The sequence below is a fragment of the Pseudomonas sp. B1-22 genome, from assembly GCF_050474425.1.
Taxonomy (GTDB): domain Bacteria; phylum Pseudomonadota; class Gammaproteobacteria; order Pseudomonadales; family Pseudomonadaceae; genus Pseudomonas.
The window spans coordinates 402684-428096 of sequence record NZ_JBCHVH010000003.1; the positions used below are offsets into that span (position 1 = coordinate 402684).

Below are 25413 nucleotides of genomic sequence, written 5' to 3' on the forward strand. Positions count from 1 at the left end.
CAGTGCTCCCTGTAGGAGCGGGCCATGCCCGCGATCGCGCCCATGGGGCGCTCCTGCAAGAGCAGGCTCACGCCGGCAGGCAAACGCCGGTGCCGCCCAGGCCGCAGTAGCCGTTGGGGTTCTTCGCCAGGTACTGCTGGTGGTAGGCCTCGGCATAGTAGAACGGCGGCACCTCGCGGATTTCCGTGGTGATCTCGCCGTAGCCCTTGGCGCTCAGTTCCTTCTGGAACGCAGCGCGGCTGGCTTCGATGGCAGCTTTCTGCGCCTGGTCGAACCAGTAGACCGCCGAACGGTACTGGGTGCCGGTATCGTTGCCCTGGCGCATGCCCTGGGTCGGGTCGTGGGATTCCCAGAACACCTTGAGCAGTGCCTCGATGCTGGTTTCGCGCGGGTCGAAGACCACCAGCACCACTTCGGTGTGGCCGGTCAGGCCGGAGCAGACTTCGTCGTAGGTCGGATTCGGGGTCAGGCCGCCGGCGTAACCCACCGCGGTCACCCACACGCCCGGCTGTTGCCAGAAGCGCCGCTCGGCGCCCCAGAAGCAGCCGAGGCCGACGACGATCTGCTGCAGGCCGGCGGGGAAGGGCGCGCTCAGCGGGCGGCCGTTGACGTAATGCGTTTCCGGCACTGGCATCGGGCTTTCCCGGCCCGGCAGGGCTTGGGCGGAGCTGGGCAGTTCCAGCTTGTGGGCAAGTATTTGCGAGCGCAGGGTCATGGCATTCGTCTCCTCTGAATAGGGGCGGCAATAGACTCGGGTACTCACGGAAGATTACAGCGTTTCGCCCTCGCTGCGGGGCTCAATTCGGGCGGCAGGGATAGCGCTGGAGGCTGGAGGAGAGATCGATGCCGGGGATCGGCTTGTCGAACAGGTAACCCTGGCCGATGTCGCAGCGGTTGCGCCGCAGGAAGGCCAGCTGGGCGGCGGTTTCCACGCCTTCGGCGACCACCTGCAGCTTGAGGTTGTGGGCCATGGCGATCACTGCCGAGGTGATTTCCATGTCGTCCTGGTTGTCGGGAATGTCCTTGATGAAGCTGCGATCGATCTTGATCACGTCGATGGGGAATTTCTTCAGATAGCTCAGCGACGAGTAGCCGGTGCCGAAGTCGTCCATGGCAAGGGTCAGGCCGAGGCTCTTCAGGTTTTCCAGTTGCTGGCGGGTGTCGTCGGTGGCGTCAAGCAGCAGGCTTTCGGTGAGCTCCAGCTCCATCTGGTCGGCGGGGATGCCTTCTTCCTGGAGGATCGCGGCGATCGAGCCGACCAGGTCGGGGTCGCTGAACTGCTTGGGCGACAGGTTGATCGCGATGTGCAGTTCGCCCAGGCCCTTGGCCGCCAGGTCGCGCACCTGGCGACAGGCCTGGCGGATCACCCATTTGCCGATGGGGATGATCAGGCCGGTTTCCTCGGCGACGCTGATGAACTGGTCGGGGCGGATCATGCCCTTTTCCGGGTGCTGCCAGCGCAGCAGCGCCTCCAGGCCGAGCAGCTGGCCGCTGCGCAGGCACAGCTTGGGCTGGTAGTGCACCGCCAGTTCGTCCTGCACCAGCGCGCGGCGCAGGTTGCTCTCGACGAACAGCTTGTAGCTGGCTTCGGCGGTCATCGCCTCGGTGAAGGTTTGTACCTGGTGCTTGCCGTTGGCCTTGGCCTTGTGCAGGGCGAGGCCGGCGTTCTTCATCAGGGTCTGCGGGTCGTGGCCGTGCTGCGGCGCGTAGGCGATGCCGATGGAGCCGGTAACGTTGATCAGTTGGTTGTCCACGAACAACGGCTTGTCGAGCACATCGAGGATCTGCTCGGCGATCTGCTCGCCGCGGTCGACCACCGACTCTTCCAGCAGCACGGCGAATTCGTTGCTGGCAAAGCGCGCCAGGGTGGTGTTGTCGCTGAGGCTGCTGCGCAGGCGCCGGGCCAGGTTGGCCAGCAGCTTGTCGCCGGTCTGGTGACCGAGGCTGTCGTTGATCCGCTTGAAGTTGTCGATGTCCACCAGCACCAGGCCCAGCGAATGCTTGCTGCCGGCCTGCAGGCGCTCTTCCAGGGCGCTGATGAAGAAGTGCCGGTTGGCCAGCCCGGTGAGGTTGTCGCGGTAGGCGAGCTTCTCGATATGCTGCTGGGCCAGCTTGCTCTGGGTGATGTCTTCGTAGATGCCGATGTAGTGGGTCAGCTCGCCCTTGTCGTCGTGAACTTTCGACAGCGACAGCTGGCCCCAGTAGGGCTCCAGGTTCTTGCGCCGGCTGCGGAACTCGCCCTGCCAGCTGTTCTGGCTGACCAGGGTGGAGCGCGCGTCGAACAGCAGATCGCCCAGGTTGGTCAGTGCGGGAAGCTCCGGCAGGCGGCGGCCGCGCACTTCATCGGCGCCGTACTGGGTGATGGCGGTGAAGCTCGGGTTGACGTACTCCACCAGTCCCTCGCGGTCGATCAGCAGGAAGGCGCTGGCGCTCTGTTCGACGGCGCGTTGGAACAGATGCAGGGCGCTGGAGGCGTTGCGCCGCTCATGGTTCATCAGGACCTGGGCATACTGGTCGGCCAGTTCGCCGGCGAAGGCGATCTCGTCGCTCTGCCACATGCGCACCTCGCCGATGTGCTCCAGGCACAGCACGCCGACCACTTCGCCGCCGATGCGGATGGTGGCGTCGAGCAACGCGCTGATGCCCAGGGGGCGCAGATGACGCTTGGCCAGCTCCTGGGTGCGCGGATCCTGGAGGGCGTTGTGGGCGTCGATGGCGCGGCCGCTGTGGACCGCGTCGAGGTAGTGGGGGAAGTTGCTGGCGTCGATGTCCGGCGGCTTTTCGTACTGGTCGGTGTCGCGGCGGTACACGGTGACCGCTTCCAGGCGATTGTCCGCATGCAGGCGCCAGATGCCGGCGCGGGCTACGTCATAGGCTTCGCAGGCGGCCTGGGCGATCAGTTGCGCGGCCTCCAGCAGCGGGTCGCTGGACAGATAGCGGTGCCGCGCCAGGCGCACGATCAGGTTCTGCTGGGTGCGTGAGCGCACCAGGTGCTGCAGGTGTTCGTCCTGGGAGCGCTGGTACATCTCCAGCGACATCTTCAGGCGCAGGTTCTGGGCTTCCAGGTCCAGGAGGCGCGGGTCCAGCTCGACGTCCTGGGCGTCACCCTCGTCCTGCAGCAGGTAGCCGTGCAGCAGTTGCCGGCCGTGCTGCTGGAAGGCTTCGCCGACCTCCAGGATGTTCAGCGTGCCGCGCGGCGAGTGCAGGCAGTAGCGCACCTGGTAGCGGCCATCCTGCAGCAGTTGCTGCTGGACATGCTCATGCAGGCGATGGCGCGCCTCGGGCTCCATCAGGCTGGCATAGGGGGCGTCGAGGATGCCGCAGAGGTCCTGGGCGGGCACGCCGATCTGGCGTTCGCAGCCCGGGTCGAGGAACAGCAGGGTCCAGCTGGCTTCGTTCAAGCGCTCGAAGCGCAACAACCCCAGCCGCGAAGGGACGGGGAGCTGCGTGACAACCTCGGCCACCGAACGGCTGGCAGCATCGGGATGACTCTTCATGCGCGGCTTGATTTCCAGGTGCTGGCGAGGTGCATCGCCTCGGCCGAATAATATGGGCGCTGCAAGATTTGCATGCCGCGTGGGCCGCTGACAAGCCAGGACTTTATCGGCCGTCACGCAGGGAAGTTAAGTCGAGGGCGGATGCGGCATCAAGCCGCCGGCCTGAAGCCTGCGGACAAAAAGAAGCCCCGCCATCCGGCAGGGCTGGAGAGAACGAGCGTGGCGTGCTCGTCGAGAGGAAGGCCGGCACAGGGCCGGCCTTTTACAACACTTACAACCGCGACACTTACAGCAGCAGGGTGCGGATATCACCCAGCAGGTCGGACAGGCGCTTGGTGTAGCGCGCGGCAGCCGCCCCGTTGATCACGCGGTGATCGTAGGACAGCGACAGCGGCAGCATCAGGCGCGGCTGGAAGGCCTTGCCGTCCCACACCGGCTGCATGGTTGCCTTGCTGACACCCAGGATCGCCACTTCCGGCGCGTTGACGATCGGCGTGAAGCCGGTGCCGCCAATGTGCCCGAGGCTGGAGATGGTGAAGCAGGCGCCCTGCATCGCGTCGGCGGAGAGCTTCTTGGTGCGCGCTTTCTCGGCCAGTTCGGCGGCTTCGGCGGCGAGTTGCAGGAGGCTCTTCTGGTCGACGTTCTTGATCACCGGGACCAGCAGGCCATCCGGGGTGTCCACGGCAAAGCCGATGTGCACGTACTTCTTGCGGATCAGCGCCTTGCCGCTGGGGGCCAGGGAGCTGTTGAAGTCCGGCATTTCCTTGAGCAGGTGGGCACAGGCCTTGAGCAGGATCGGCAGCACGGTCAGCTTGACGCCGGCCTTTTCCGCGACGGCTTTCTGGGCCACGCGGAAGGCTTCCATCTCAGTGATGTCGGCCGAGTCGAACTGGGTCACGTGCGGCACGTTCAGCCAGCTGCGATGCAGGTTGGCGGCGCCGACCTGCATCAGGCGGGTCATCGCCACTTCTTCCACTTCGCCGAACTTGCTGAAGTCGATTTCCGGAATCGGCGGGATGCCCGCGCCACCGCTGGCGCCTGCCGGCGCACCGGATTTGGCGCGTTGCAGTTGTTCTTTCACGAACGCCTGCACGTCTTCCTTGAGGATGCGGCCCTTCGGACCGGTGCCTTTCACTTCGGACAGCTCGACGCCGAACTCGCGGGCAACCATGCGTACGGCCGGGCCTGCGTGAACCTTGGTGCCGTCACGGCTGGGCGCGCCCACCGGGGCGACTTCCGCGGCCTTGGCCGGCGCGGCGGCAGCCGGTGCGGGAGCCGCAGCCGGTGCAGCAGCGGCCGGGGCCGGAGCGGCAGCCGGAGCTTGCGCGGCGGCAGGAGCAGCCGCGCCTGCCACCTTGAGCTTGAGGATCAGGTCGCCGGTGCCGACTTCGTCACCGATCTTGATCGACACGCTTTCCACCACGCCGGCAACCGGCGAGGGGATTTCCATGCTGGCCTTGTCCGATTCCAGGGTGATCAGCGACTGGTCGGCTTCGACCGTGTCGCCGGCTTTCACCATGACTTCGATGACGTTGGCCTTGCCGGCCGAGCCGATGTCCGGGACATGGATGTCCTGGACGCTGGCGCCAGCGGCGGGCGCGGCAGCCGGAGCCGGGGCAGCGGCCGGAGCCTCTGCCTTCGGTGCTTCCGGAGCCGGTGCCGGAGCTTCGGCCTTGGGCGCTTCGGCGGCAGCCGAACCACCCTCGACTTCCAGCTCGAGGATCTCGTCGCCCTCCTTCAGGGTGTCACCCACCTTGACCTTCAGGCTCTTCACCACGCCGGCTTTCGGCGAGGGGATCTCCATGCTGGCCTTGTCCGACTCCAGGGTCAGCAGGCTCTGGTCGGCCTCGACGGTGTCGCCGACCTTGACCAGCAGTTCGATGACTTCACCCTGACCATTGCCGATGTCGGGTACACGAATCAGTTCGCTCATCGTGCCTCTCCTCAGCAGTCCAGCGGGTTGCGTTTTTCGGGGTTGATGCCGAACTTGGCGATGGCTTCGGCCACCACTTTGGGTTCGATATCACCACGGTCGGCCAGGGCTTCCAGCGCGGCCAGAACGACCCAGTGACGGTCCACTTCGAAGAAGTCGCGCAGCTTGCGGCGGCTGTCGCTGCGGCCGAAGCCGTCGGTGCCCAGCACCTTGTACTCCTTGCTCGGCACCCACTGACGGATCTGCTCGGCATAGAGCTTCATGTAGTCGGTGGAGGCGATCACCGGGCCCTTGCGGCCGGCCAGGCACTCTTCGACGTAGCTCTGCTTGGGCTTCTGGCCCGGGTGCAGGCGGTTCCAGCGCTCCACGGCCAGGCCGTCGCGACGCAGTTCGTTGAAGCTGGGTACCGACCAGACGTCGGCGCCGATGCCGAAGTCGTTGCGCAGGATCTTCGCGGCTTCCTCGACTTCGCGCAGGATGGTGCCCGAGCCCAGCAGCTGCACATGGTGCGCGGCGGCCTTCTTGTCCTCGTCGAGGAGGTACATGCCCTTGATGATGCCTTCTTCCACGCCCTTGGGCATGGCCGGCTGAACGTAGTTCTCGTTCATCACGGTGATGTAATAGAAGATGTCCTGCTGCTCTTCGATCATCTGGCGCGAGCCTTCGCGGATGATCACCGCCAGCTCGTAGGCGTAGGTCGGATCGTAGGTGCGGCAGTTCGGGATGGTCGCCGCCAGCAGGTGGCTGTGACCGTCTTCGTGCTGCAGGCCTTCACCGTTCAGGGTGGTGCGGCCGGCGGTGCCGCCGATCAGGAAGCCGTGCGCGCGGCTGTCGCCAGCGGCCCAGGCCAGGTCGCCGATACGCTGGAAGCCGAACATCGAGTAGAAGATGTAGAACGGCAGCATCGGCTGGTTGTGCGTGGAGTACGAGGTACCCGCGGCGATCCAGCTGGACATGGCGCCGGCTTCGTTGATGCCTTCCTCGAGGATCTGACCTTTCTTGTCCTCGCGGTAGAACATCACCTGGTCTTTATCCACCGGCTCGTACAGCTGGCCGACGGAGGAGTAGATACCCAGCTGACGGAACATGCCTTCCATACCGAAGGTACGGGCTTCGTCCGGCACGATCGGGACGATGCGCGGGCCGAGTTCCTTGTCCTTGACCAGCTGCGAGATGATCCGCACGAAGGCCATGGTGGTGGAGATTTCGCGGTCGCCCGAGCCGTCGAGGATGGCCTTGAGGGTTTCCAGCGGGGGAACCGGGACCTGGAAGCTCTTCTCGCGGCGAACCGGCATCACGCCACCCAGGGCGGCACGGCGGTTGGCCAGGTACTTGGCCTCGGCGCTGCCTTCTTCGGGGCGGTAGAACGGCAGGTTTTCCAGGTCGGCATCCTTGATCGGGATGTCGAACTTGTCGCGGAACGACTTCAGGGACTCGACGTCGACCTTCTTGACGTTGTGCGCGATGTTCTTCGCTTCGCCCGAACCGGTACCGTAGCCCTTGATGGTCTTGGCCAGGATGACGGTCGGCTGGCCCTTGTGGTTGACCGCCTGGTGGTAGGCCGCATAGACCTTGTAGGGGTCGTGGCCGCCACGGTTGAGTTTCCAGATCTCTTCGTCGGAGAGGTCCTTGACCATCTCCAGCAGCTCCGGACGCGCACCGAAGAAGTGCTCGCGCACGTAGGCGCCGTCCTTGGCCTTGTAGTTCTGGTATTCGCCGTCGATGACCTCGTCCATGCGCGCTTGCAGCAGGCCGGCTTCGTCCTTGGCGAACAGCGGGTCCCAGAAACGGCCCCAGACCACCTTGTTGACGTTCCACTCGGCGCCACGGAACACGCCTTCGAGTTCCTGGATAATCTTGCCGTTGCCGCGAACCGGGCCGTCGAGGCGCTGCAGGTTGCAGTTGATGACGAAGATCAGGTTGTCCAGCTTCTCGCGGCCGGCCAGGGAGATCGCGCCCAGGGATTCGGGCTCGTCGCACTCGCCGTCGCCCATGAAGCACCAGACCTTCTGCTTGCCGGCAGGGATGAAGCCGCGGCTTTCCAGGTACTTCATGAAGCGCGCCTGGTAGATCGCCTGGATCGGGCCCAGACCCATGGATACGGTCGGGAACTGCCAGAAGTCCGGCATCAGCCAGGGGTGCGGGTAGGAGGACAGGCCGTTGCCGTCCACTTCCTGGCGGAAGTTGTTCAGCTGGTCTTCGGTGATGCGGCCTTCGAGGAAGGCGCGGGCATAGACGCCGGGGGAGGCATGGCCCTGGAAGAACACCAGGTCGCCGCCGTGTTCGTCGGTCGGGGCCTGGAAGAAGTAGTTGAAGCCAACGTCGTACAGGGTCGCCGAGGACGCGAAGGAGGAGATGTGGCCGCCCAGATCCGGGTCGTTCTTGTTGGCCTTCATCACCATCGCCAGGGCGTTCCAGCGCACCAGGGAGCGGATGCGGCGTTCCATGAACAGGTCGCCGGGCATGCGGGCTTCGTGGGTGACCGGAATGGTGTTGCGATACGGCGTGGTGATGGCGTAGGGCAGTTGGGTGCCGGACCGGCTGGCCAGCTCGCCCATACGGGTCATCAGGTAATGGGCGCGGTCTTCACCTTCACGGTCCAGGACCGATTCCAGGGCGTCCAGCCATTCCTGGGTTTCGACGGGATCAAGGTCTTGCATGGCTTGCTCCAGGGCGGAAAGGCTTCCAGAATCGGAAGCCAGTAGATCGTTGCCGATAGCTGCATCAACCTCGTGGGCGACGCGGCGAATTCTTGGAAGTACACCGGGGGTGCGTCCGGCGGGTTGTAGTTTTACTACAAATCGCCGGCAGTTACATCCCTCTGCCAGAAAAAGTTAGTAGTAAAACTACAGGGGCGCGAAAAGACAGGAATGCCGGCGCCTCGCCGACCCCTCAGGATAGAACATGAGCCTGCCGTCCCTGGCCGCTGTGCCGGCCACGCTGAAGCCCCTCGCCGAGCGAGCCGAGCAGAATTTCCGCTCCGCCGTTTCCCTGCTTTCCCCCGAACAGATCGCCAGTTTCGACTCGTGGTCCGACGAGCGGCATGCCGATTTCGCCCGTGTCACGGCCGGTAGTGACTTCGTCGCCGAGCAGGTTCAGCGCGATCCTGCCTTTCTATTGGCGCTGGCCGCGACCGGAGAACTGGAGCGCGGCCTGCAGCCGGGCGAGATGCACGCCCAGCTGGAAGCGCTGCTGCACGAGTGCGCCGACGAGGATGAGCTGGGTCGCCGCCTGCGTCGCTTCCGTCGGCGCCAGCAGGTGCGCATCATCTGGCGCGATCTGACCCGCCGCAGCGATCTGGCCGGCACCTGCCGTGACCTGTCCGACCTGGCCGATGCCTGCATCGACCAGGCCTATCAATGGCTGTACGTGCGCCATTGCCAGCAGTTCGGCACGCCCATCGGCAATCGCTCCGGGCTGCCGCAGCACCTGATCGTGCTGGGCATGGGCAAGCTGGGGGCGGGGGAGCTGAACCTGTCCTCGGACATCGACCTGATCTTCGGCTATCCCGAAGGCGGCGAGACCCAGGGTGCCAAGCGCGCGCTGGACAATCAGGAGTTCTTCACCCGTCTGGGGCAGAAGCTGATCAAGGCGCTGGACGCCATCACCGTCGAGGGCTTCGCCTTCCGCGTCGACATGCGCCTGCGTCCCTATGGCTCAAGCGGCCCGCTGGTGTACAGCTTCGCCGCGCTGGAACAGTACTACCAGGACCAGGGCCGCGACTGGGAACGCTACGCGATGATCAAGGCGCGGGTGGTCGGCGGTGACCAGGAGGCCGGCCAGCGCCTGCTGGAGATGCTGCGGCCGTTCGTCTACCGCCGCTACCTGGACTTCTCCGCCATCGAGGCGCTGCGCACCATGAAGCAGCTGATCCAGCAGGAAGTCCGGCGCAAGGGCATGAGCGAGAACATCAAGCTGGGTGCCGGCGGTATCCGCGAGGTGGAGTTCATCGCCCAGGCCTTCCAACTGATCCACGGCGGCCGCGATCTGAGCCTGCAACAGCGGCCGCTGCTGCGGGTGCTGGCGATCCTCGAAGGGCAGGGCTACCTGCCGCCGCAGGTGGTCGCCGAACTGCGCGAGGGCTACGAATTCCTGCGCTACGCCGAGCACGCCCTGCAGGCCATCGCCGACCGGCAGACGCAGATGCTGCCGGAGGACGAGCTGGAGCGTATCCGCGTGGCCTTCATCATGGGCTTCGCCAACTGGTCGGCCTTCCATGAGGCCATCAATCATTGGCGCGAGCGCATCGACTGGCATTTCCACCAGGTCATCGCCGACCCGGACGAAGACGAGGACGGCAAGGTCGACACGACTATTGGTGGCGAGTGGATTCCGATCTGGGAAGAGGCGGTGGACGAGGAGTCCGCCTGCCGGCAATTCGCCGATGCCGGGTTCACCCAGCCGGCGGCCGCCTGGAAGCGCCTGACCGACCTGCGCAATGGTCCGCAGGTGCGCGCCATGCAGCGCCTGGGGCGGGAGCGGCTGGATGCCTTCATGCCGCGCCTGTTGAACATGATCGCCGAGCGCGGTCCGGCGGACGTGCTGCTGGAGCGCACGCTGCCGCTGATCGAGGCGGTGGCGCGGCGCTCGGCCTATCTCGTGCTGCTCACCGAGAACCCCGGCGCGCTGGAGCGTCTGCTGACCCTTTGCGCGGCCAGCCCGATGGTGGCCGAACAGATTGCCAAGTTCCCCATCCTGCTCGACGAACTATTGAATGAAGGGCGGCTGTTCCGCCCGCCCCAGGCCGCCGAGCTGGGCGCCGAGCTGCGCGAGCGGCTGATGCGCATCCCCGCGGACGACCTCGAACAGCAGATGGAAACCCTGCGCCACTTCAAGCTGGCCCACGCTCTGCGCGTGGTGGCGTCGGAGATCGCCGGGACGCTGCCGCTGATGAAAGTCAGCGACTACCTGACCTGGCTGGCCGAGGCGATCCTCGAGCAGGTGCTGGCGCTGGCCTGGGAGCAACTGGTGCAGCGCCACGGCCGGCCGGCCCGCGCCGACGGCACGCCCTGCGATCCGGACTTCATCATCATCGGCTACGGCAAGTCCGGTGGGTTGGAGCTGGGCCATGGCTCGGACCTGGACCTGGTGTTCATCCACGACGGCGACCCGCAGAGCGAAACCGACGGCGAGAAGTCCATCGATGGCGCGCAGTTCTACACGCGACTGGGGCAGAAGATCATCCACTTCCTCACCGCGCAGACGCCGTCCGGCACTCTATATGAGGTGGACATGCGCCTGCGCCCCAGTGGTGCCTCTGGCCTGCTGGTCAGCTCGTTGCGCGCCTTCGAGGCCTACCAGATGGGTGAGGCCTGGACCTGGGAGCACCAGGCCCTGGTGCGCGCTCGCGTGCTGGCCGGCTGCAAGCGCGTCGCCGGCGCCTTCGAGGCGATTCGCGCGAAAGTGCTCGGCCAGCAGCGCGACCTGGCGGAGCTGCGCAAGGAGGTCAGCGAGATGCGCGCCAAGATGCGCGACAACCTGGGGACTCCCGCCACAGCCGCCGGCACCGCGAAAAATGCCTTCGAAGCCACGGCCTCGTTCGATCTCAAGCAGGATGCCGGTGGTATCGTCGATATCGAATTTATGGTGCAATACGCGGCCCTGGCCTGGTCGTGGCAGCACCCGGAACTGCTGGAGTTCACCGACAACATCCGCATTCTGGACGGGCTTGAGCGAGTTGGCCTGATGTCCGGTGAGGATGTCCTTCGCCTGCAGGACGCCTACCGGGCGTACCGCGCGGCGGCCCACCGGCTGTCCCTGCAGAAGCAGCCGGGCGTGGTGAGCGGCGACCACTTCCATTCCGAACGCCGCATGGTGATGGCGATGTGGAAGGCCTTCGAGCTGACCTGAGTCACCCGGCTTCCTCCGTAAATTTCCCCTGAAGAACTGGCGGACAGGATGATGGCCGCCAGGTCGGCGGGGGTTGAAACCTGACCGGGACCGGTCGGTTCTGGCGCTGCGCCAGGTCACAGGGAGTGACGAAATCCGCCCGGCCGGCGCGCTGGCTGGGCTAGACTGCGGGCATTCGATGCCTGGCACCCGACCGTAACGGCCTGCGCCGCGCGGCTGGATGAATGGAGTACGGGGAGGCGAGAGCCTCCCTGGTCGTTTCTGGAAAACGCATGAGAATTCTGATCGTAGGCCCCTCCTGGGTGGGCGACATGGTGATGGCGCAGACGCTGTTCTACTGCCTCAAGCAGCGCCATCCCGACTGTGTGATCGACGTGCTGGCGCCCGACTGGAGCCGGCCGATCCTCGAGCGCATGCCCGAAGTCCGCCAGGCCCTGAGCTTCCCGCTCGGCCACGGTGTGCTGGATATCGCCGCGCGCCGGCGCATCGGCAAATCCCTCAAGGGACAATACGACCAGGCCATCCTGCTGCCGAACTCGCTCAAGTCGGCGCTGGTGCCGTATTTCGCCGGCATTCCCACGCGCACCGGCTGGAAGGGCGAAATGCGCTACGGCCTGCTCAACGACATCCGCACGCTGGATAAAGAGCGCTATCCGCTGATGATCGAGCGCTTCATGGCCCTGGCCTACGAGCCGGACGCCGAGCTGGCGCAACCTTATCCACAGCCGCGCCTGTCCATCGAGGCGCAGAGCCGCGATGCCGCCCTGGCCAAATTCGGCCTGAGCCTGGACCGCCCGGTGCTGGCGCTGTGCCCTGGCGCCGAGTTCGGCGAGGCCAAGCGCTGGCCGGCCGAGTACTACGCCAAGGTCGCCGAGGCCAAGATCCGCGCCGGCTGGCAGGTGTGGATCTTCGGCTCGAAGAACGACCACCCGGGTGGGGAGGACATCCGCTCGCGGCTGATCCCCGGCCTGCGCGAGGAATCGGTGAACCTGGCCGGCGAGACCGCCCTGGCCGAGGCCATCGACCTGATGTCCTGCGCCGGCGCCGTGGTCACCAACGATTCCGGCCTGATGCACGTGGCCGCCGCGCTGAACCGCCCGCTGGTGGCGGTCTACGGTTCCACTTCGCCGCAATTCACCCCGCCGCTGGCCGAGCACGTGGAAATTGTCCGCCTCGGCCTGGAATGCAGCCCCTGCTTCGACCGCGTGTGCCGCTTCGGCCACTACAATTGCCTGCGCGAACTCAAGCCGGCGCCGGTGCTCGAAGCGCTGGACCGTCTGGTCGGCGACCCGGTGGATGTGGAAAGCGCTGAATGAGGGTGTTGCTGATCAAGACGTCGTCCCTGGGCGACGTCATCCATACCCTGCCGGCGCTCACCGACGCCGCCCGCGCCATTCCCGGCATCCAGTTCGACTGGGTGGTCGAGGAAGGCTTCGCCGAGATTCCCGCCTGGCACCCGGCGGTAGCCCAGGTCATTCCGGTGGCGATCCGCCGCTGGCGCAAGAACCTCTGGCAGACCCTCAAGAGCGGCGAGTGGAGCCGATTCAAGCGGCGCCTGAAGGAGGTCGACTATGACCTCGTCATCGATGCCCAGGGCCTGCTCAAGAGTGCCTGGCTGACCCGCTATGTGCGCCGTCGCACCCCGGTTGCGGGACTGGATCGCGAGTCCGCCCGCGAGCCGGCCGCCAGCCGCTTCTATCGCCGCACCTACCCGGTTGCCTGGGGGCAGCACGCCGTCGAGCGCGTGCGCCAGCTGTTCGCCCAGGCGCTGGACTACCCGCTGCCCAGCGGCACCGGCGACTACGGCCTGGATCGCAGCCGCCTGCTGGATTCGGTGGAAACCGAGCCCTACCTGGTGTTCCTGCACGGCACCACCTGGGTCACCAAGCACTGGCCCGAGGCCTACTGGCGCGAGCTGGCCGAGCGCATGGGCGAGCGCGGCTGGTCGGTGCGCCTGCCCTGGGGCAACGATGCCGAGCGCCAGCGCGCCGAGCGCCTGGCCCAGGGCTTGGAAAATGCCTCGGTGCTCCCCAGATTAAGCCTCGCAGGCATGGCCAAGGTACTGGCCGGTGCTTCCGCCTGCGTGGCGGTCGACACCGGGCTCGGACACCTGGCGGCCGCACTGGATGTGCCGACCCTCTCGCTGTTCGGTCCGACCAATCCAGGCCTGACCGGCGCCTACGGGCGTTCCCAGGTGCACCTGGCCAGCGACTGGTCCTGCGCACCCTGTCTGCAGAAGACCTGCACCTACCAGCCGACGGCCGAAGACAAGCGCCAGTTCGACCTGCGGTATGAACAACCTCTGTGCTTCACGCGCCTGAACCCGCAGCGCGTGGCGACCCAGCTGGAGGCACTGCTGCTGGCTCCGGAGACGCTGCGATGACCCTGGCTTTCGTCCTCTACAAATACTTCCCGTTCGGTGGATTGCAGCGCGACTTCATGCGCATCGCCCTGGAGTGCCAGCAGCGCGGCCACGCCATCCGCGTCTACACGCCGATCTGGGAGGGCGAGGTGCCGCCCGGCTTCGACGTGCGCGTGGCGCCGGTCAAGTCGCTGTTCAATCATCGCCGCAACGAGAAATTCAGCGCCTGGTTGGCCGCGGACCTTGCGCGCTCGCCAGTGGACCGGGTGATAGGCTTCAACAAGATGCCGGGCCTGGATGTGTATTACGCCGCTGACGGCTGCTTCGAGGACAAGGCGCAGACCCTGCGCAATTCGTTCTACCGCCGCTGGGGCCGTTACAAGCATTTCGCCGACTACGAACGCGCGGTGTTCGCGCCGGAGTCGAAAACCGAGATCCTGATGATCTCCGAGGTGCAGCAGCCGTTGTTCATCAAGCATTATCAGACGCCTGCGTCGCGCTTCCACCTGCTGCCGCCTGGCATCGCCCAGGATCGCCGCGCGCCGGCCAATGCTGCGGAGATCCGCGCCGAGTTCCGCCGCGAGTTCAAGCTGGCCGACGATGACCTGCTGCTGGTGCAGATCGGCTCGGGCTTCAAGACCAAGGGCCTGGACCGCAGCCTGAAGGCGCTGGCCGCGCTGCCGCGCAGCTTGCGCAAGCGCACCCGGCTGATCGCCATCGGCCAGGACGACCCCAAGCCCTTCCTGCTGCAGGTCAAGGCGCTGGGGCTGTCGGACAACGTGCAGATCCTCAAGGGTCGCAGCGACATCCCGCGCTTCCTGCTCGGCGCCGACCTGCTGGTCCACCCGGCCTACAACGAAAACACCGGCACCGTGCTGCTGGAGGCGGTGGTGGCGGGGCTGCCGGTGCTGGTCACCGACGTCTGCGGCTACGCCCACTACATCGACGAGGCCAAGGCCGGTCGGGTGGTGCCGTCGCCTTTCGATCAGGAGCACTTCAATAGCCTGCTCAAGGAAATGCTGGAGGATGACGCCGCACGTGCCGAGTGGTCGCGCAACGGTCTGGCCTTCGCCGACACCGCCGACCTCTACAGCATGCCGCAGCATGCCGCCGACCTGATCCTGCGGGAGCGCGCATGAACGTTTTTGCTCTCATAGGAGCGAGCTTGCTCGCGAATAGCTGGATGCACCGTGCCACCCCGTTCGCGAGCAAGCTCGCTCCTACAGGGGAGGATGTGCAGTGAAGCTCGTTCTAAATGAACCCTTCAAGACCCTGTGGGCCGGCAAGGACCCCTTCGTCGAGGTCGAGCGCCTGCAAGGCAAGGTCTACCGTGAACTGGAAGGCCGCCGTACCCTGCGCACCGAGGTCGACGGGCGCGGCTACTTCGTCAAGATCCACCGCGGCATCGGCTGGGGCGAGATCGTCAAGAATCTCTTCAGCGTCAAGCTGCCGGTGCTCGGCGCGGGCCAGGAGCAGCGTGCCCTGGAGCGCCTGCACCGGACGGGCGTGGCAACCATGACCTCGGTGGCCTACGGCGAGCGCGGCGGCAATCCGGCCGCGCAGCACTCCTTCATCATCACCGAAGAACTGGCGCCGACCACGGACCTTGAGGTCTTGTCGCTGGATTGGCGGCAGCAGCCGCCCGAGCCGCGCCTGAAGCGTGCGCTGATCGTCGAAGTGGCGAAGATGGTGGGCGCCATGCACCGCGCCGGGGTCAACCACCGCGACTGCTATATATGCCATTTCCTGCTGCACACCGATCGACCGGTCAGCGCCGATGACCTGCGCCTGTCGGTGATCGACCTGCACCGCGCCCAGACCCGCGCCGCCACGCCGCGCCGCTGGCGCAACAAGGACCTGGCGGCGCTGTACTTCTCCGCGCTGGACATCGGCCTGACGCGCCGCGACAAGCTGCGCTTCCTGCGTGATTACTTCGGTAAGAATCTGCGTGACATCCTGCGCGAGGAGGCTGCGCTGCTGGCGTGGATGGAGCGCAAGGCGGCCAAGCTGTACGACCGCAAGCAACGTTATGGAGACCTGCTCTGATGGCCGGCTGGGCACTTGAAGCCGACTACCAGCATCTCGCCGCCGATTTCGGCAGCCTGGATGCCGTGTTCGCCCTCGACGGCGAGCGCATCACCAAGGATGCGATGTCCGATGTCGTCCGCGTGGAGCGGGACGGCGTGCGCTACTACGTCAAACGCTACCGCAAGCCGGGCAAGGGTTTTCGCCGCTATCTGCCGCGTCCGCGGGTGAAGGCCGAGTGGCAGAACCTCAAGCAGTTCGCCAAGTGGGGCATACCGACCGCGAAAGTGGTGGCCTACGGGCTGGAGCGCGTCAACGGCGGTTTCTCCCGTGGCGCTATCATCACCCGCGAACTGGTCGGGACCGAAGACCTGCATGCCCTGGCCAAGCGCGACGACCCGCGCCTGAAGGATCGCACCTGGGTCGAGCATGTCATGCGCCAGCTGGCCAGCTACACGCGGACCATGCATGACAACCACTTCACCCACAACGACCTGAAGTGGCGCAACATCCTGGTGGACGGGGAGGGCACGGTGTACTTCATCGATTGCCCGATTGGCGATTTCTGGGTCAGCTTCATGCTGCGCTACCGCATCACCAAGGACCTGGCCACCCTCGACAAGGTCGCCAAGTACCACCTTTCCTACACGCAGCGCCTGCAGTTCTACCTGCTCTACCGGCGCCGCGAACGATTGAACGCGTCGGACAAGAAGCGTGTCCGGCAGATCGTCCATTTCTTCGAGGGACGCGAGTGAAGGATTTCATTGCTGAGGGCGATCAGGCGCTGCTCGAGCGCAACGCCCTGGCCGATTTCGATGCCCTGTGGGACCTGCAGCTGGAAGCCGTGGACGAGCCCAACACCGAGCGCGGTGGCTGGAGCAGTGTCTATCGCCTGGAGCTGGACGGCACCGCCTACTACCTCAAGCGCCAGAGCAACCACCTGACCCGCAGCGTCCGCAAGCCCATGGGCGAGCCGACCTTCAGCCGCGAGTTCCGCAATATTCAGCGCTACCACCAGCTCGGCATCCCCTCCATGCAGGCGGCCTTCTTCGGCGCGCGGCAGGTGGGCAGCGAGCGCCGGGCGATCCTGATGACTCGTGCCCTGGATGGCTGGCGCGACCTGGACAGCCTGTTGCAGGGCTGGTCGAACCTCTCCGCAGAGCGGCGCCAGGCCATCCTGCACGCCTGCGGCATGCTTGCCCGCCGCCTGCACGAGGCCGGGCAGATGCACGGCTGCTTCTATCCCAAGCACATCTTCCTGCGCGAGACGGACGATGCCTTCGAGGCGACCCTGATCGACCTGGAGAAGACCCGTCCGCTGTGGTTCGGCCAGCGCGACCGCGTGCGCGACCTCGAACCGCTGCTGCGCCGCGCGCCGGACTGGAACGAGACCGACGTGCGCAACCTGCTGGCGGCCTACCTCGGTACCTCGGCCAGTGGCCGGGAGGTCGACGACTGGTACCGTCGCCTCGGCGCCCGCCGCAAGAAGAAGGAAGGCCGCGCATGAGGTTGTCCGCCCTGCGCGCTGCCGGTCGCACACCTGCGCTGCCGCTGCGCGTCGAGCTGGAGGATGGCGCCGGCGCCGCCGAACTGCGCCTGGACAGCCTGCTGCGCGTGTTGCCCGGACAGCGCTATGTCGGCGCGGCCAATTGGCGTGGCCGTCCGGTACTGGCCAAGCTGCTGGTCGGCGGCAAGGCCGCGCGGCACTTCAAGCGCGAGCGCGAAGGCGTGCGCCTGCTCGCCGAGCAGGGCCTGACCACACCGCAGTTGCTGGCCGACGGCCTGAAGGATGGCGAGGGCGGCTGGCTGCTCTTCGAGTTCCTCGACGGTGCGCAGAGCCTCTGGGATGCCTGGCGCGCCGTGGAAGGCGAGCCGCCGTTGTCCGACGGGCAGACCGCAGTCATCGCCGAGGCGTTGACCGCCATCGCGCAGATGCACGCCAAGGGCCTGTGGCAGGAAGACCTGCACCTGGACAACCTGCTGCGCCACGGCGGCCAGCTGTACCTCATCGACGGCGCCGGTATTCGTGCGGAAATGCCTGGCCAGCCGCTGTCGCGCAAGCAGGTGCTGGAAAATCTCGGGGTGTTCTTCGCCCAACTGCCGGCCAGTCTCGATCCTCATCTTGAAGAACTGCTGCTCCACTATCTGCTGGCCAATGGCGAGCACGCGCTGCCGCTGGAAGCTCTGCAGAAGGAAATCGCGAAGATTCGACGCTGGCGCGTCGGCGACCTGATGAAGAAGATCGCCCGCGACTGCAGCCTGTTCAGCGTGTTCAAGGGCCCGTTCGGCCTGCGCGCGGTGCGTCGCGAGGAAGAGGAGGGGTTGCAGCCGCTGCTGGCCGATCCGGATTCCTACATAAATCGCGGACATGTCTACAAGACCGGCGGCGCGGCCACCGTCGCCAGGGTTGAGCTGAACGGCCGGCCTCTGGTCATCAAACGTTACAACATCAAGAACCTGCTGCACTGGTTCAAGCGCTTCTGGCGCCCCAGCCGCGCCTGGGCTTCATGGCGCGAGGGCAATCGCCTGGACTTCCTCGGCATCGCCACGCCCAAGCCGCTGGCGGTGATCGAGCGTCGCTGGCTGTGGCTGCGCGGCCCGGCCTTCCTGATTACCGATTACCTGGCGGGTCAGGATATAATCGCCCGTTTCAAACCCTACCTGGACCAACCGGAGGGGGGCGGCCTGCCGCCGGAATCGGATCTTGTGGCCCTGGACAGACTGTTCGCGGCGCTGGTGCATGAGCGCATCAGCCATGGCGACCTGAAGGGGCACAACCTGTTCTGGCAGGAGCAGGGCGACGGTGGGCAATGGTCGTTGATCGACCTCGATGCCATGCAACGCCACTCGCGAGACGCGAGCTTCGCCCGCGCCTATGCCCGCGACCGTGCGCGCTTCCTGCGCAACTGGCCGACGGATAGCGCACTGCACCAGCTGCTCGACGAACGTTTACCGCGGGTGCCTGGCACCCGCTCAGATGAAAGAGGCTAGACCCTGTGGCATTGACCATCCTCGGCCTGTCCGGCGCCGTAAGCCATGACCCTTCCGCCGCCCTGTACATCGACGGCAAGCTGGTCGCGGCCGTCGAAGAAGAGCGCTTCGTCCGCGACAAGCACGCGAAGAACCGCATGCCCTACGAGTCGGCCAAGTTCTGCCTGGAGCAGGCCGGGATCAAGCCGTCGGACGTTGACGTGGTGGCCATTCCCTTCGCCCCCATCAGCATCTTCGACAAGGCCCGCTGGCACTACGCCAAGCGCTACGCCTACGCGCCGGACCGCGCGCTGGACGCCATCCTGCTCGGCAACCGCCGCTACCACCGCTACTACAAGCGCATCCAGTGGTGCCTGCAGCAGCTGGGCTTCGACCTGAAGAAGACCAAGATCCAGCCGGTCGAGCACCACCTGGCCCACGCCTCCAGCGCCTACCACTGCTCGGGCTTCAAGGAGAAGACGGCGATCCTCGGGATCGACGGCAAGGGCGAATACGCCACCACCTTCTTCGGCTACGGCGAGAACGGCAAGATCCACAAGATCAAGGAGTTCTACGATCCGGACTCCCTGGGCGGCCTGTACGGCGCGCTGACCGAGTACCTCGGCTTCGACATGCTCGACGGCGAGTTCAAGGTCATGGGCATGGCGCCCTACGGCGACGCCAGCAAGTACGATTTCTCCCGTCTCGCCAAGTTCGAGAACGGCGAGCTGATCATCAACACCGACTACGCCAACGTCATCGGCTTCCGTCGCTACAAGGAAAAGGGCAAGGGCTACTACTTCTCGCCCAAGCTGATCGAGTGGCTCGGTCCGAAGCGTGAAGGCGACATCGCCGACGATCCCTACATCCACTATGCCGCCAGCATCCAGGCGCTGTTCGAGAAGCTGGCGCTGGAGATGATGGATTACTACCTGGGCGACATCATCCGCGAGACCGGCAAGATTGCCTTCGCCGGCGGCTGCGCGCTGAACGTCAAGCTCAACCAGAAGATCATCGCTCGCCCCGAGGTCAAGGAGCTGTACGTGCAGCCCGCGGCCAGCGACGCCGGCACCGCGGTTGGCGCGGCGGCCTACGTCTCCTGGGAGCGTGGCGTGCCGGTCGAGAAGATGGAACACGTCTACCTCGGCCCGGAATACAGCAACGAAGACGTCATCGCCGCCTGCGCCCGCCATGAGGCCAAGCCGGTGTGGCGCAAGATCGACAACGTGCCCGAGCTGATCGCCAAGGTGCTGGTGGACGGCAACCCGGTGGCCTGGTTCCAGGGCCGCATGGAGTTCGGTCCGCGCGCCCTCGGTGGCCGCTCGATCATCGGTTGCCCGAGCGTGCCGGGCGTGGCTGACCGCATCAACGCGCAGATCAAGTTCCGCGAGCGCTGGAGGCCCTTCTGCCCGTCGATGCTGGATACCGTCGGCCCGCAGATGTTCAAGATCGACCACCCGGCGCCGTTCATGACCTTCACCTTCGAAGTCAACGAAGAGTGGAAGACCCGCGTGCCGGAAGTCGTCCATGAAGACGGCACTTCCCGCGCCCAGGTCTTGAAGCGCGAATTCAACCCGCGCTACTACGACATGATGAAGGAGCTGGAGAAGCTCACCGGCAACGGCGTGGCGCTCAACACCTCGCTGAACCGCCGTGGCGAGCCGATGATCTGCTCGCCGACCGACGCCCTGAACATGTTCTACGGCTCGGATCTGCAATACCTGATCATGCAGGACATCCTGGTCGTCAAGGATGGCGCGGCGGCCTATGACTCGCTCGGCTGAACCGCGCGTCCTGCAGTTCTGCCACGGCTATGACGGGCCGTTCCTCGACTGCGCCCGTCAGTACGCCAGCCTGTTCGCCGGCACCGGCTACCGGGTGACCACGGTGTTCCTCACCGGTGCGCCCGACGCCGAAGTAGCCTCCGGCTGCGCCAGCGACGAAGTGCTGTTCCTCGACTACAGCTCGCGGGATATCCGCGGGCTGAAGCTCAAGGCGATCCGCGACCTGCGCGAGATTGCCCGTTCCCGCGATTTCCGCTTCTGCATCGCGCACCGCTTCAAGCCGACCTGGATCGCCATGCTCGGCACCAAACTGCAGATCATTGGCGTGCACCATGGTTTCGGCGACTTCCAGCGGCTGGGACGCAAGCTGTTCGCGCGCGTCTTCGCCGAGCGCCTGAGTCTGCTCGGCGTCTCCAACGCCGTGCGCGACGAGATCCGTACCTGCCTGCCTGCCTGGCCGCGCGAGCGTATCGAGACGTTGTACAACCGCGTCGACGTCGATGCCCTGCAAGCCGAGCAGCTCGACCGCTATCCGGCGCGCCAGCACCTGGGGCTGGCGGACAACGCCTGGGTGGTCGGCAACGTCGGCCGCCTGCATCCGGACAAGGACCAGGCCACCCTGCTGCGTGGCTTTGCCCAGGCGTTGCCGCGGCTGCCGCACAACAGCCTGCTGGCGATCCTCGGCAAGGGGCGCCTGGAAGAGGATCTCAAGGACCTGGCCCGCGAGCTGGGTATCGCCGAGCGCGTGCTGTTCCTCGGCCAGGTTCCTGACGCCAAGCGCTATTTCAAGGCGTTCGACGTGTTCGCCCTGAGCTCCGACCACGAGCCGTTCGGCATGGTCCTGCTGGAGGCGATGTCCGCCGGCGTGCCGCTGATCGCGACCGCCGGTGGCGGTGGCGGTGAGGTGGTCGAAGGCGTCGGCATCCTGTTCCCGCTGCGTGATGAAAAAGCCCTCGCCGAAGGCCTCGGCCACATGGCAGCGCTTGATCGCGGCCAGCGCGAGGCCTGTGCGCAGCAGATGGAGCAGCGCCTGCAGACGCGCTTCTCCGATGAGGCGGTGCGACGGGAGTTCTGGAGTCTGCCGCTGGTGAAGGCGTTGGTTGCCGAACCTCGCTAGCGGACGCTCCGACCCTCACTTTTGCTTGGCATGGACGCCGCGATCTCCGGCGATTTCATTGACGAACCTGCGATTTGCATATGCTGGAATTGGAGCTGGAAAGTGGTCGGCGCTGGCTGAGCGAAGGGGACGTGCGCATTCCCATCGCAGAGTTCGGGACTTGCCGCGCATGCCACCATGGCAGTGTGTTCCTGTTGGCTTCCGGGCCCTCAGCCAGTAAGTTTCCACTTTCCCGCTATGCGGACTGGCCGGTCATCGCCATGAACGGCTCCATCGTCCGTTGTGCCGATCAACACATCAGCCCGTTCTTCTATATCTGCGATGATCCCGGCTTCGTGCGTGATCGTCCGGATCTCGCATGCCTGGGCGCGCGCAGCGCTGTCCACCTGGCCATGAGCCTGGACTGCTTCCAGGCGCTGCATCGGTACGATCCATCGGTGTTGCCGCAAAGAACCGAGGTAATGCTGCTGGAACGGGTCAATCGCATCCATGGCCTGGCTGTGCGCTCGGATCGCGCCTATGCATGGTCCGTCCGCAATGACCCCGACCTGATCTGCGGGTTTTCCCTGTGGCGCCGCAAGGCCAATCGCATCGGCTTCAGTCGCGATTTGAGCAAGGGCTATTTTGGTGCCCGCACCATCCCCTATGCCGCGGTGCAGTTGGCCTGTCACCTGGGCTTCAACCAGATCTTCATTGTTGGAATGGACTTGAACACGAGCATCGGCCGATTCTATGAAACCGGAGCGGCGGCCTTGCCCAGCAGCCTGGACGAGGATTTCGACGACTATATCCTGCCCAGTTTCCGGATTCTGGCCGAGAAAGTCATGCCCCGGTTTTCGCTGAGGCTTTTCAACCTGTCGCAGGACAGCCGGCTGCCGGCAAGCGTGGTACCGAAGGTCGAGCCGACCGAACTGGATGCCTTGCTTGCGGGGGAGATGGCTGCCCCGGGCGGAAAGCGTTTTCAAGTGAGGTCGTGATGGATCTGCAGCAACTGATCGAGTGCTGGAAGTGCGAAGTCTCGAACAAGAAGAAGCCTGGCAGTCGCATCGGACTGCTCAGCAACATTCTCAAGCGAGCCTACAAAAGCAATGTGCTGCGCTATCTATTGCAATTCCGCCTGGCCCAGTTCCTTTACGCCAAAGGTGGGCTGCGGCGTCGCTATGCGCTGCGGATGCAGCGCAAGTTGAATCGGCGCTATGCTGTGGATATCAGCGTTGCCGCGCAGATCGGCCCGGGCTTTCGTATTGCGCACCTGCCGGGGGTGGTCATCTCCGGCTATGTGCAGATCGGCAGGAATTTCTTCATCCGGCAGAATTCGACCGTGGGCATCAAGACATTGGGGCTCCCCAGCTACTCCCTCATGATCGGTGATGACGTCAGCCTGGGGGCACATAGCTGCATCATCGCCGATGAGATCGAGATCGGTAGCGGCGTCACGATTGGGGCTATGTCATTCGTCAACAAGAATATTCCTGCGGGTTGCACTTACTACAACGTCCGTCAAAGCCATACTCTCCATGCCACCACCTGAGATGGCCATCGCCTTGACCGGGTTGTTTAGCGTCCCCTACTCTTCGCGGCGCATTGTCCTTATCGGTGGCCCGTTTCGCGGTTAATGACAGGGCGGGACGCATGGGCGAAAGCCGACTCCGGCCCGGGATGCACGCTAATTCGATTGCCCGCACTCCGGGATGTAAAGGTGAGTCTTGAAAGTTCTGTTCCTGGTACAGAAAGAACAACGCGCCATCCTCGATCGTCTGTACGACGGCATCGCCGAGCACTGCGATTGCGACTTGCGCTGGCTGGCCAGCGACGAGCAGGCCAACTTGCGCCGTTACTTCCGTGAACACGTGGATGTCTCGAAGTACGATCGCATCCTGTTCTTCCTGCGCTTCAAGAAGGAAATGCGCCAGACCGCCTTCATTCGCAGCGTGCCCAATCTGGTCGTCCTCGAGCATGATGCCTACCAGAACTACATCCCCTGCAAGTACACGGGGAAGTTTAGTGCACACTATCGTCGCCTGCCCTGGGCGCGGGTTATCAGCTCGGGCTTCATGGTCAGCGAGCGGCTGCGCCAGGAAGGCTTTGATGCGGTCTTCGTGCCCAAGGGCTACGACCAGGACCTGCTCCATGACCTGGGGCGGGAGCGCGATATCGAGCTGGCGTTCGTCGGCAGCACCGGTAGTGTTGCCTACAGCGGCCGTAAGGCGCTGCTGGATGAGCTGGGCAAGGTGGAAAATCTGCTGGTCACCAAGACCAATTCGGGCGAGGACTACCTGAACACCCTCAACCGCATTCGCTTCTTCGTCAGCGCGGATGTCGGCATGGGCGAGTATATGATCAAGAATTTCGAGGCCATGGCCTGCGGCTGCGTTTTGCTGGCGTATGACCAGGGCGAGGCAGAGACTCGAGCGCTTGGCTTGCAGGACATGCAGAATGTGGTGCTTTACCGCACGGTGGACGAGTTGCGCAAGAAACTTGCCGTTCTGCGTCAGGATCCGGATCTGGCGCAGCGCATAGCGCTAACCGGGCGGCAGCTTGCACTACAACGCTACAGCTTCGCTGCAGTGGGCCGACAGATCGTGGAAGTCATGGCGCCACCGTTGCGCACCAGGCAGCCGGATTCATGGGCGGACCGACTTCGTTCGATGATCGGTCGCTGATGAAGCGCAGCGCTGTGTCGCCGCTGGGTAACAAGGTTGAAGACTTCAGCGAGGTCCCAGCGTGAGTGGTCGTTTGCTTAACGTGATGTACAGCGCTGGTGCGGACTTCGTTTCCATTCACAAGGTCCACGGGCGTATCGCCAAGGTGCTGCAGGAGGATTTTCCCGAGGTTTCGCACTGGTTCCTGCAAGGCGACGATCGCGACCTGCTGGGCCATTCGCTGGATAGTCCGGTTTTCCTGCAGCTGAGCGTGAGGCAGATCAAGGGTAGCGGGCTGGCCTTGCTTTTCCGGTATGCCGTGCGCCAGCGAGTCAGGAAAATGCTGGACGACCTGCAGCCCGATGCCATTCTTATCGACGGCCTGCGCGCGGCGCGGCTTATCCTGCCTTTAATCAGGGAGCGCCTGGGCTCTTCTACCCGAATCGCTGTCGTGCTGCATAGCCTGGTGCGCATCACGAAGTCGGATGTCGATCTACTGCGCAGCGTACCGCCAGATCGCCTTCAGGTCGTGGCGGTATCTCCCGATGCGGCTCGACAAATGCTACAGAAGCATCCATTGCTGCAGGGTTGGCTGGTAGGCATCGCTAGCGCGAATGACCCTGTCGAGCGCTGTCTGGACTTGAGCAATCGGCAGGCGAAGAGGGCGGGGCTGGGGGTCGGCGAGGGTGATCTGGTGCTCGGTGCCGTCGGCCGCCTGAACAAGGTCAAGAACTTCCAGTTTTTGGTGCGCTGTTTCGCCGCGGTCGGTCGGGATAATCCCTGCGCTCATCTTGTCATCCTGGGCGAAGGTGAGCAGCGAGCGGAACTGGAGCAGTGCATCCGCGAGCTAGGGGTGGAGCGACAAGTCCATCTGGTGGGTTTCAGGGAGGACGCCATGTCGCTCTACGGAGCGTTCGACTGGCTGGTCTGCCCCTCGCTCTACGAAGGGTTTGGGCTGGTCATTGGCGAGTCGCTGATGGCGGGTGTTCCGGTCATTGTCAGTGACCTCGGGGTTTTCCGTGAGCAACTCGGTGATGCTGGACGCTATGCGCAAGTAAACGATGCCCAGGCTTGGCAAAGAGAATTGGCTGGCGCTCTGGAGCTTGATGCCGGCCAGCGCGAGCAGATATATGCCGCACAGGTTCAGGCTTTTGATTTCGATGGTCGATGGAAGGCGTTTGCCGAGGCTTATCGCCTCTGCATGGGTGCTCGATAGGTTTGCATGTTGAACAA

At 64.9% G+C, this 25413-nt stretch carries 18 protein-coding genes; 14 read left to right on the forward strand and 4 right to left on the reverse strand.

The genetic code is table 11. From position 1 onward, the window contains the following. Positions 1-67 precede the first annotated feature (67 nt). From msrA to aceE, 4 genes are all read right to left on the reverse strand, one after another. The gene (gene msrA / locus ACQ5BL_RS13805; protein ID WP_243804283.1) at positions 68-715 is read right to left on the reverse strand and encodes a peptide-methionine (S)-S-oxide reductase MsrA; all 648 of its coding nucleotides are present in this window, start codon (positions 713-715) and stop codon (positions 68-70) included. A gap of 82 nt (positions 716-797) precedes the next feature. Beyond that, entirely contained in the window at positions 798-3497 is a 2700-nt protein-coding gene (locus tag ACQ5BL_RS13810; protein ID WP_243804286.1) for a putative bifunctional diguanylate cyclase/phosphodiesterase, read from the reverse strand. A gap of 286 nt (positions 3498-3783) precedes the next feature. After that, the gene (gene aceF / locus ACQ5BL_RS13815) at positions 3784-5430 is read right to left on the reverse strand and encodes a dihydrolipoyllysine-residue acetyltransferase (RefSeq protein ID WP_243804288.1); all 1647 of its coding nucleotides are present in this window, start codon (positions 5428-5430) and stop codon (positions 3784-3786) included. Between the two features lie 11 nt (positions 5431-5441). Continuing rightward, on the reverse strand, positions 5442-8090 hold the full coding sequence (gene aceE / locus ACQ5BL_RS13820; RefSeq protein WP_207882184.1) for a pyruvate dehydrogenase (acetyl-transferring), homodimeric type: 2649 nt from the start codon (positions 8088-8090) through the stop codon (positions 5442-5444). A 244-nt stretch (positions 8091-8334) separates the two neighbouring features. On the opposite strand from aceE, the gene glnE reads away from it, so the two are divergent. From glnE to ACQ5BL_RS13890, 14 genes are all read left to right on the forward strand, one after another. Further along, the gene (gene glnE, locus ACQ5BL_RS13825) at positions 8335-11280 is read left to right on the forward strand and encodes a bifunctional [glutamate--ammonia ligase]-adenylyl-L-tyrosine phosphorylase/[glutamate--ammonia-ligase] adenylyltransferase (RefSeq protein WP_243804290.1); all 2946 of its coding nucleotides are present in this window, start codon (positions 8335-8337) and stop codon (positions 11278-11280) included. A gap of 272 nt (positions 11281-11552) precedes the next feature. Then, positions 11553-12596 carry a lipopolysaccharide heptosyltransferase II gene (waaF, locus tag ACQ5BL_RS13830; RefSeq protein ID WP_243804292.1) on the forward strand — a complete coding sequence of 348 codons (1044 nt, stop codon included), beginning with the start codon at positions 11553-11555 and terminating at the stop codon, positions 12594-12596. After that, entirely contained in the window at positions 12593-13663 is a 1071-nt protein-coding gene (gene waaC, locus ACQ5BL_RS13835; protein ID WP_243804294.1) for a lipopolysaccharide heptosyltransferase I, read from the forward strand. Before waaF ends, waaC begins: the two co-directional genes overlap by 4 nt. After that, the gene (locus ACQ5BL_RS13840; protein ID WP_243804296.1) at positions 13660-14781 is read left to right on the forward strand and encodes a glycosyltransferase family 4 protein; all 1122 of its coding nucleotides are present in this window, start codon (positions 13660-13662) and stop codon (positions 14779-14781) included. The genes waaC and ACQ5BL_RS13840 overlap by 4 nt, the downstream gene beginning before the upstream one ends. Before the next feature lie 100 nt (positions 14782-14881). Further along, positions 14882-15688 (forward strand): lipopolysaccharide core heptose(I) kinase RfaP, encoded by an 807-nt coding sequence (gene rfaP, locus ACQ5BL_RS13845; protein ID WP_243804298.1) that lies wholly within the window; start codon positions 14882-14884, stop codon positions 15686-15688. After that, positions 15688-16422 carry a lipopolysaccharide kinase InaA family protein gene (locus ACQ5BL_RS13850; RefSeq protein WP_243804301.1) on the forward strand — a complete coding sequence of 245 codons (735 nt, stop codon included), beginning with the start codon at positions 15688-15690 and terminating at the stop codon, positions 16420-16422. Before rfaP ends, ACQ5BL_RS13850 begins: the two co-directional genes overlap by 1 nt. Continuing rightward, the gene (locus ACQ5BL_RS13855) at positions 16419-17174 is read left to right on the forward strand and encodes a lipopolysaccharide kinase InaA family protein (RefSeq protein ID WP_243804303.1); all 756 of its coding nucleotides are present in this window, start codon (positions 16419-16421) and stop codon (positions 17172-17174) included. The genes ACQ5BL_RS13850 and ACQ5BL_RS13855 overlap by 4 nt, the downstream gene beginning before the upstream one ends. Then, entirely contained in the window at positions 17171-18658 is a 1488-nt protein-coding gene (locus ACQ5BL_RS13860) for a lipopolysaccharide kinase InaA family protein (RefSeq protein ID WP_243804306.1), read from the forward strand. The genes ACQ5BL_RS13855 and ACQ5BL_RS13860 overlap by 4 nt, the downstream gene beginning before the upstream one ends. A gap of 5 nt (positions 18659-18663) precedes the next feature. Beyond that, positions 18664-20421 carry a carbamoyltransferase family protein gene (locus tag ACQ5BL_RS13865; RefSeq protein ID WP_017520455.1) on the forward strand — a complete coding sequence of 586 codons (1758 nt, stop codon included), beginning with the start codon at positions 18664-18666 and terminating at the stop codon, positions 20419-20421. Then, complete coding sequence (locus ACQ5BL_RS13870) at positions 20405-21538, forward strand: glycosyltransferase (protein ID WP_243804308.1); 1134 nt, start codon at positions 20405-20407, stop codon at positions 21536-21538. Before ACQ5BL_RS13865 ends, ACQ5BL_RS13870 begins: the two co-directional genes overlap by 17 nt. An 80-nt stretch (positions 21539-21618) precedes the next feature. After that, the gene (locus ACQ5BL_RS13875) at positions 21619-22515 is read left to right on the forward strand and encodes a lipopolysaccharide core biosynthesis protein (RefSeq protein WP_430293169.1); all 897 of its coding nucleotides are present in this window, start codon (positions 21619-21621) and stop codon (positions 22513-22515) included. Beyond that, entirely contained in the window at positions 22515-23069 is a 555-nt protein-coding gene (locus ACQ5BL_RS13880) for a serine acetyltransferase (RefSeq protein ID WP_243804312.1), read from the forward strand. The genes ACQ5BL_RS13875 and ACQ5BL_RS13880 overlap by 1 nt, the downstream gene beginning before the upstream one ends. A gap of 175 nt (positions 23070-23244) precedes the next feature. Continuing rightward, the gene (locus ACQ5BL_RS13885; protein WP_243804314.1) at positions 23245-24201 is read left to right on the forward strand and encodes a glycosyltransferase family protein; all 957 of its coding nucleotides are present in this window, start codon (positions 23245-23247) and stop codon (positions 24199-24201) included. A gap of 61 nt (positions 24202-24262) precedes the next feature. Then, on the forward strand, positions 24263-25396 hold the full coding sequence (locus ACQ5BL_RS13890) for a glycosyltransferase (RefSeq protein ID WP_243804316.1): 1134 nt from the start codon (positions 24263-24265) through the stop codon (positions 25394-25396). The last annotated feature ends 17 nt before the right edge of the window (positions 25397-25413 follow it).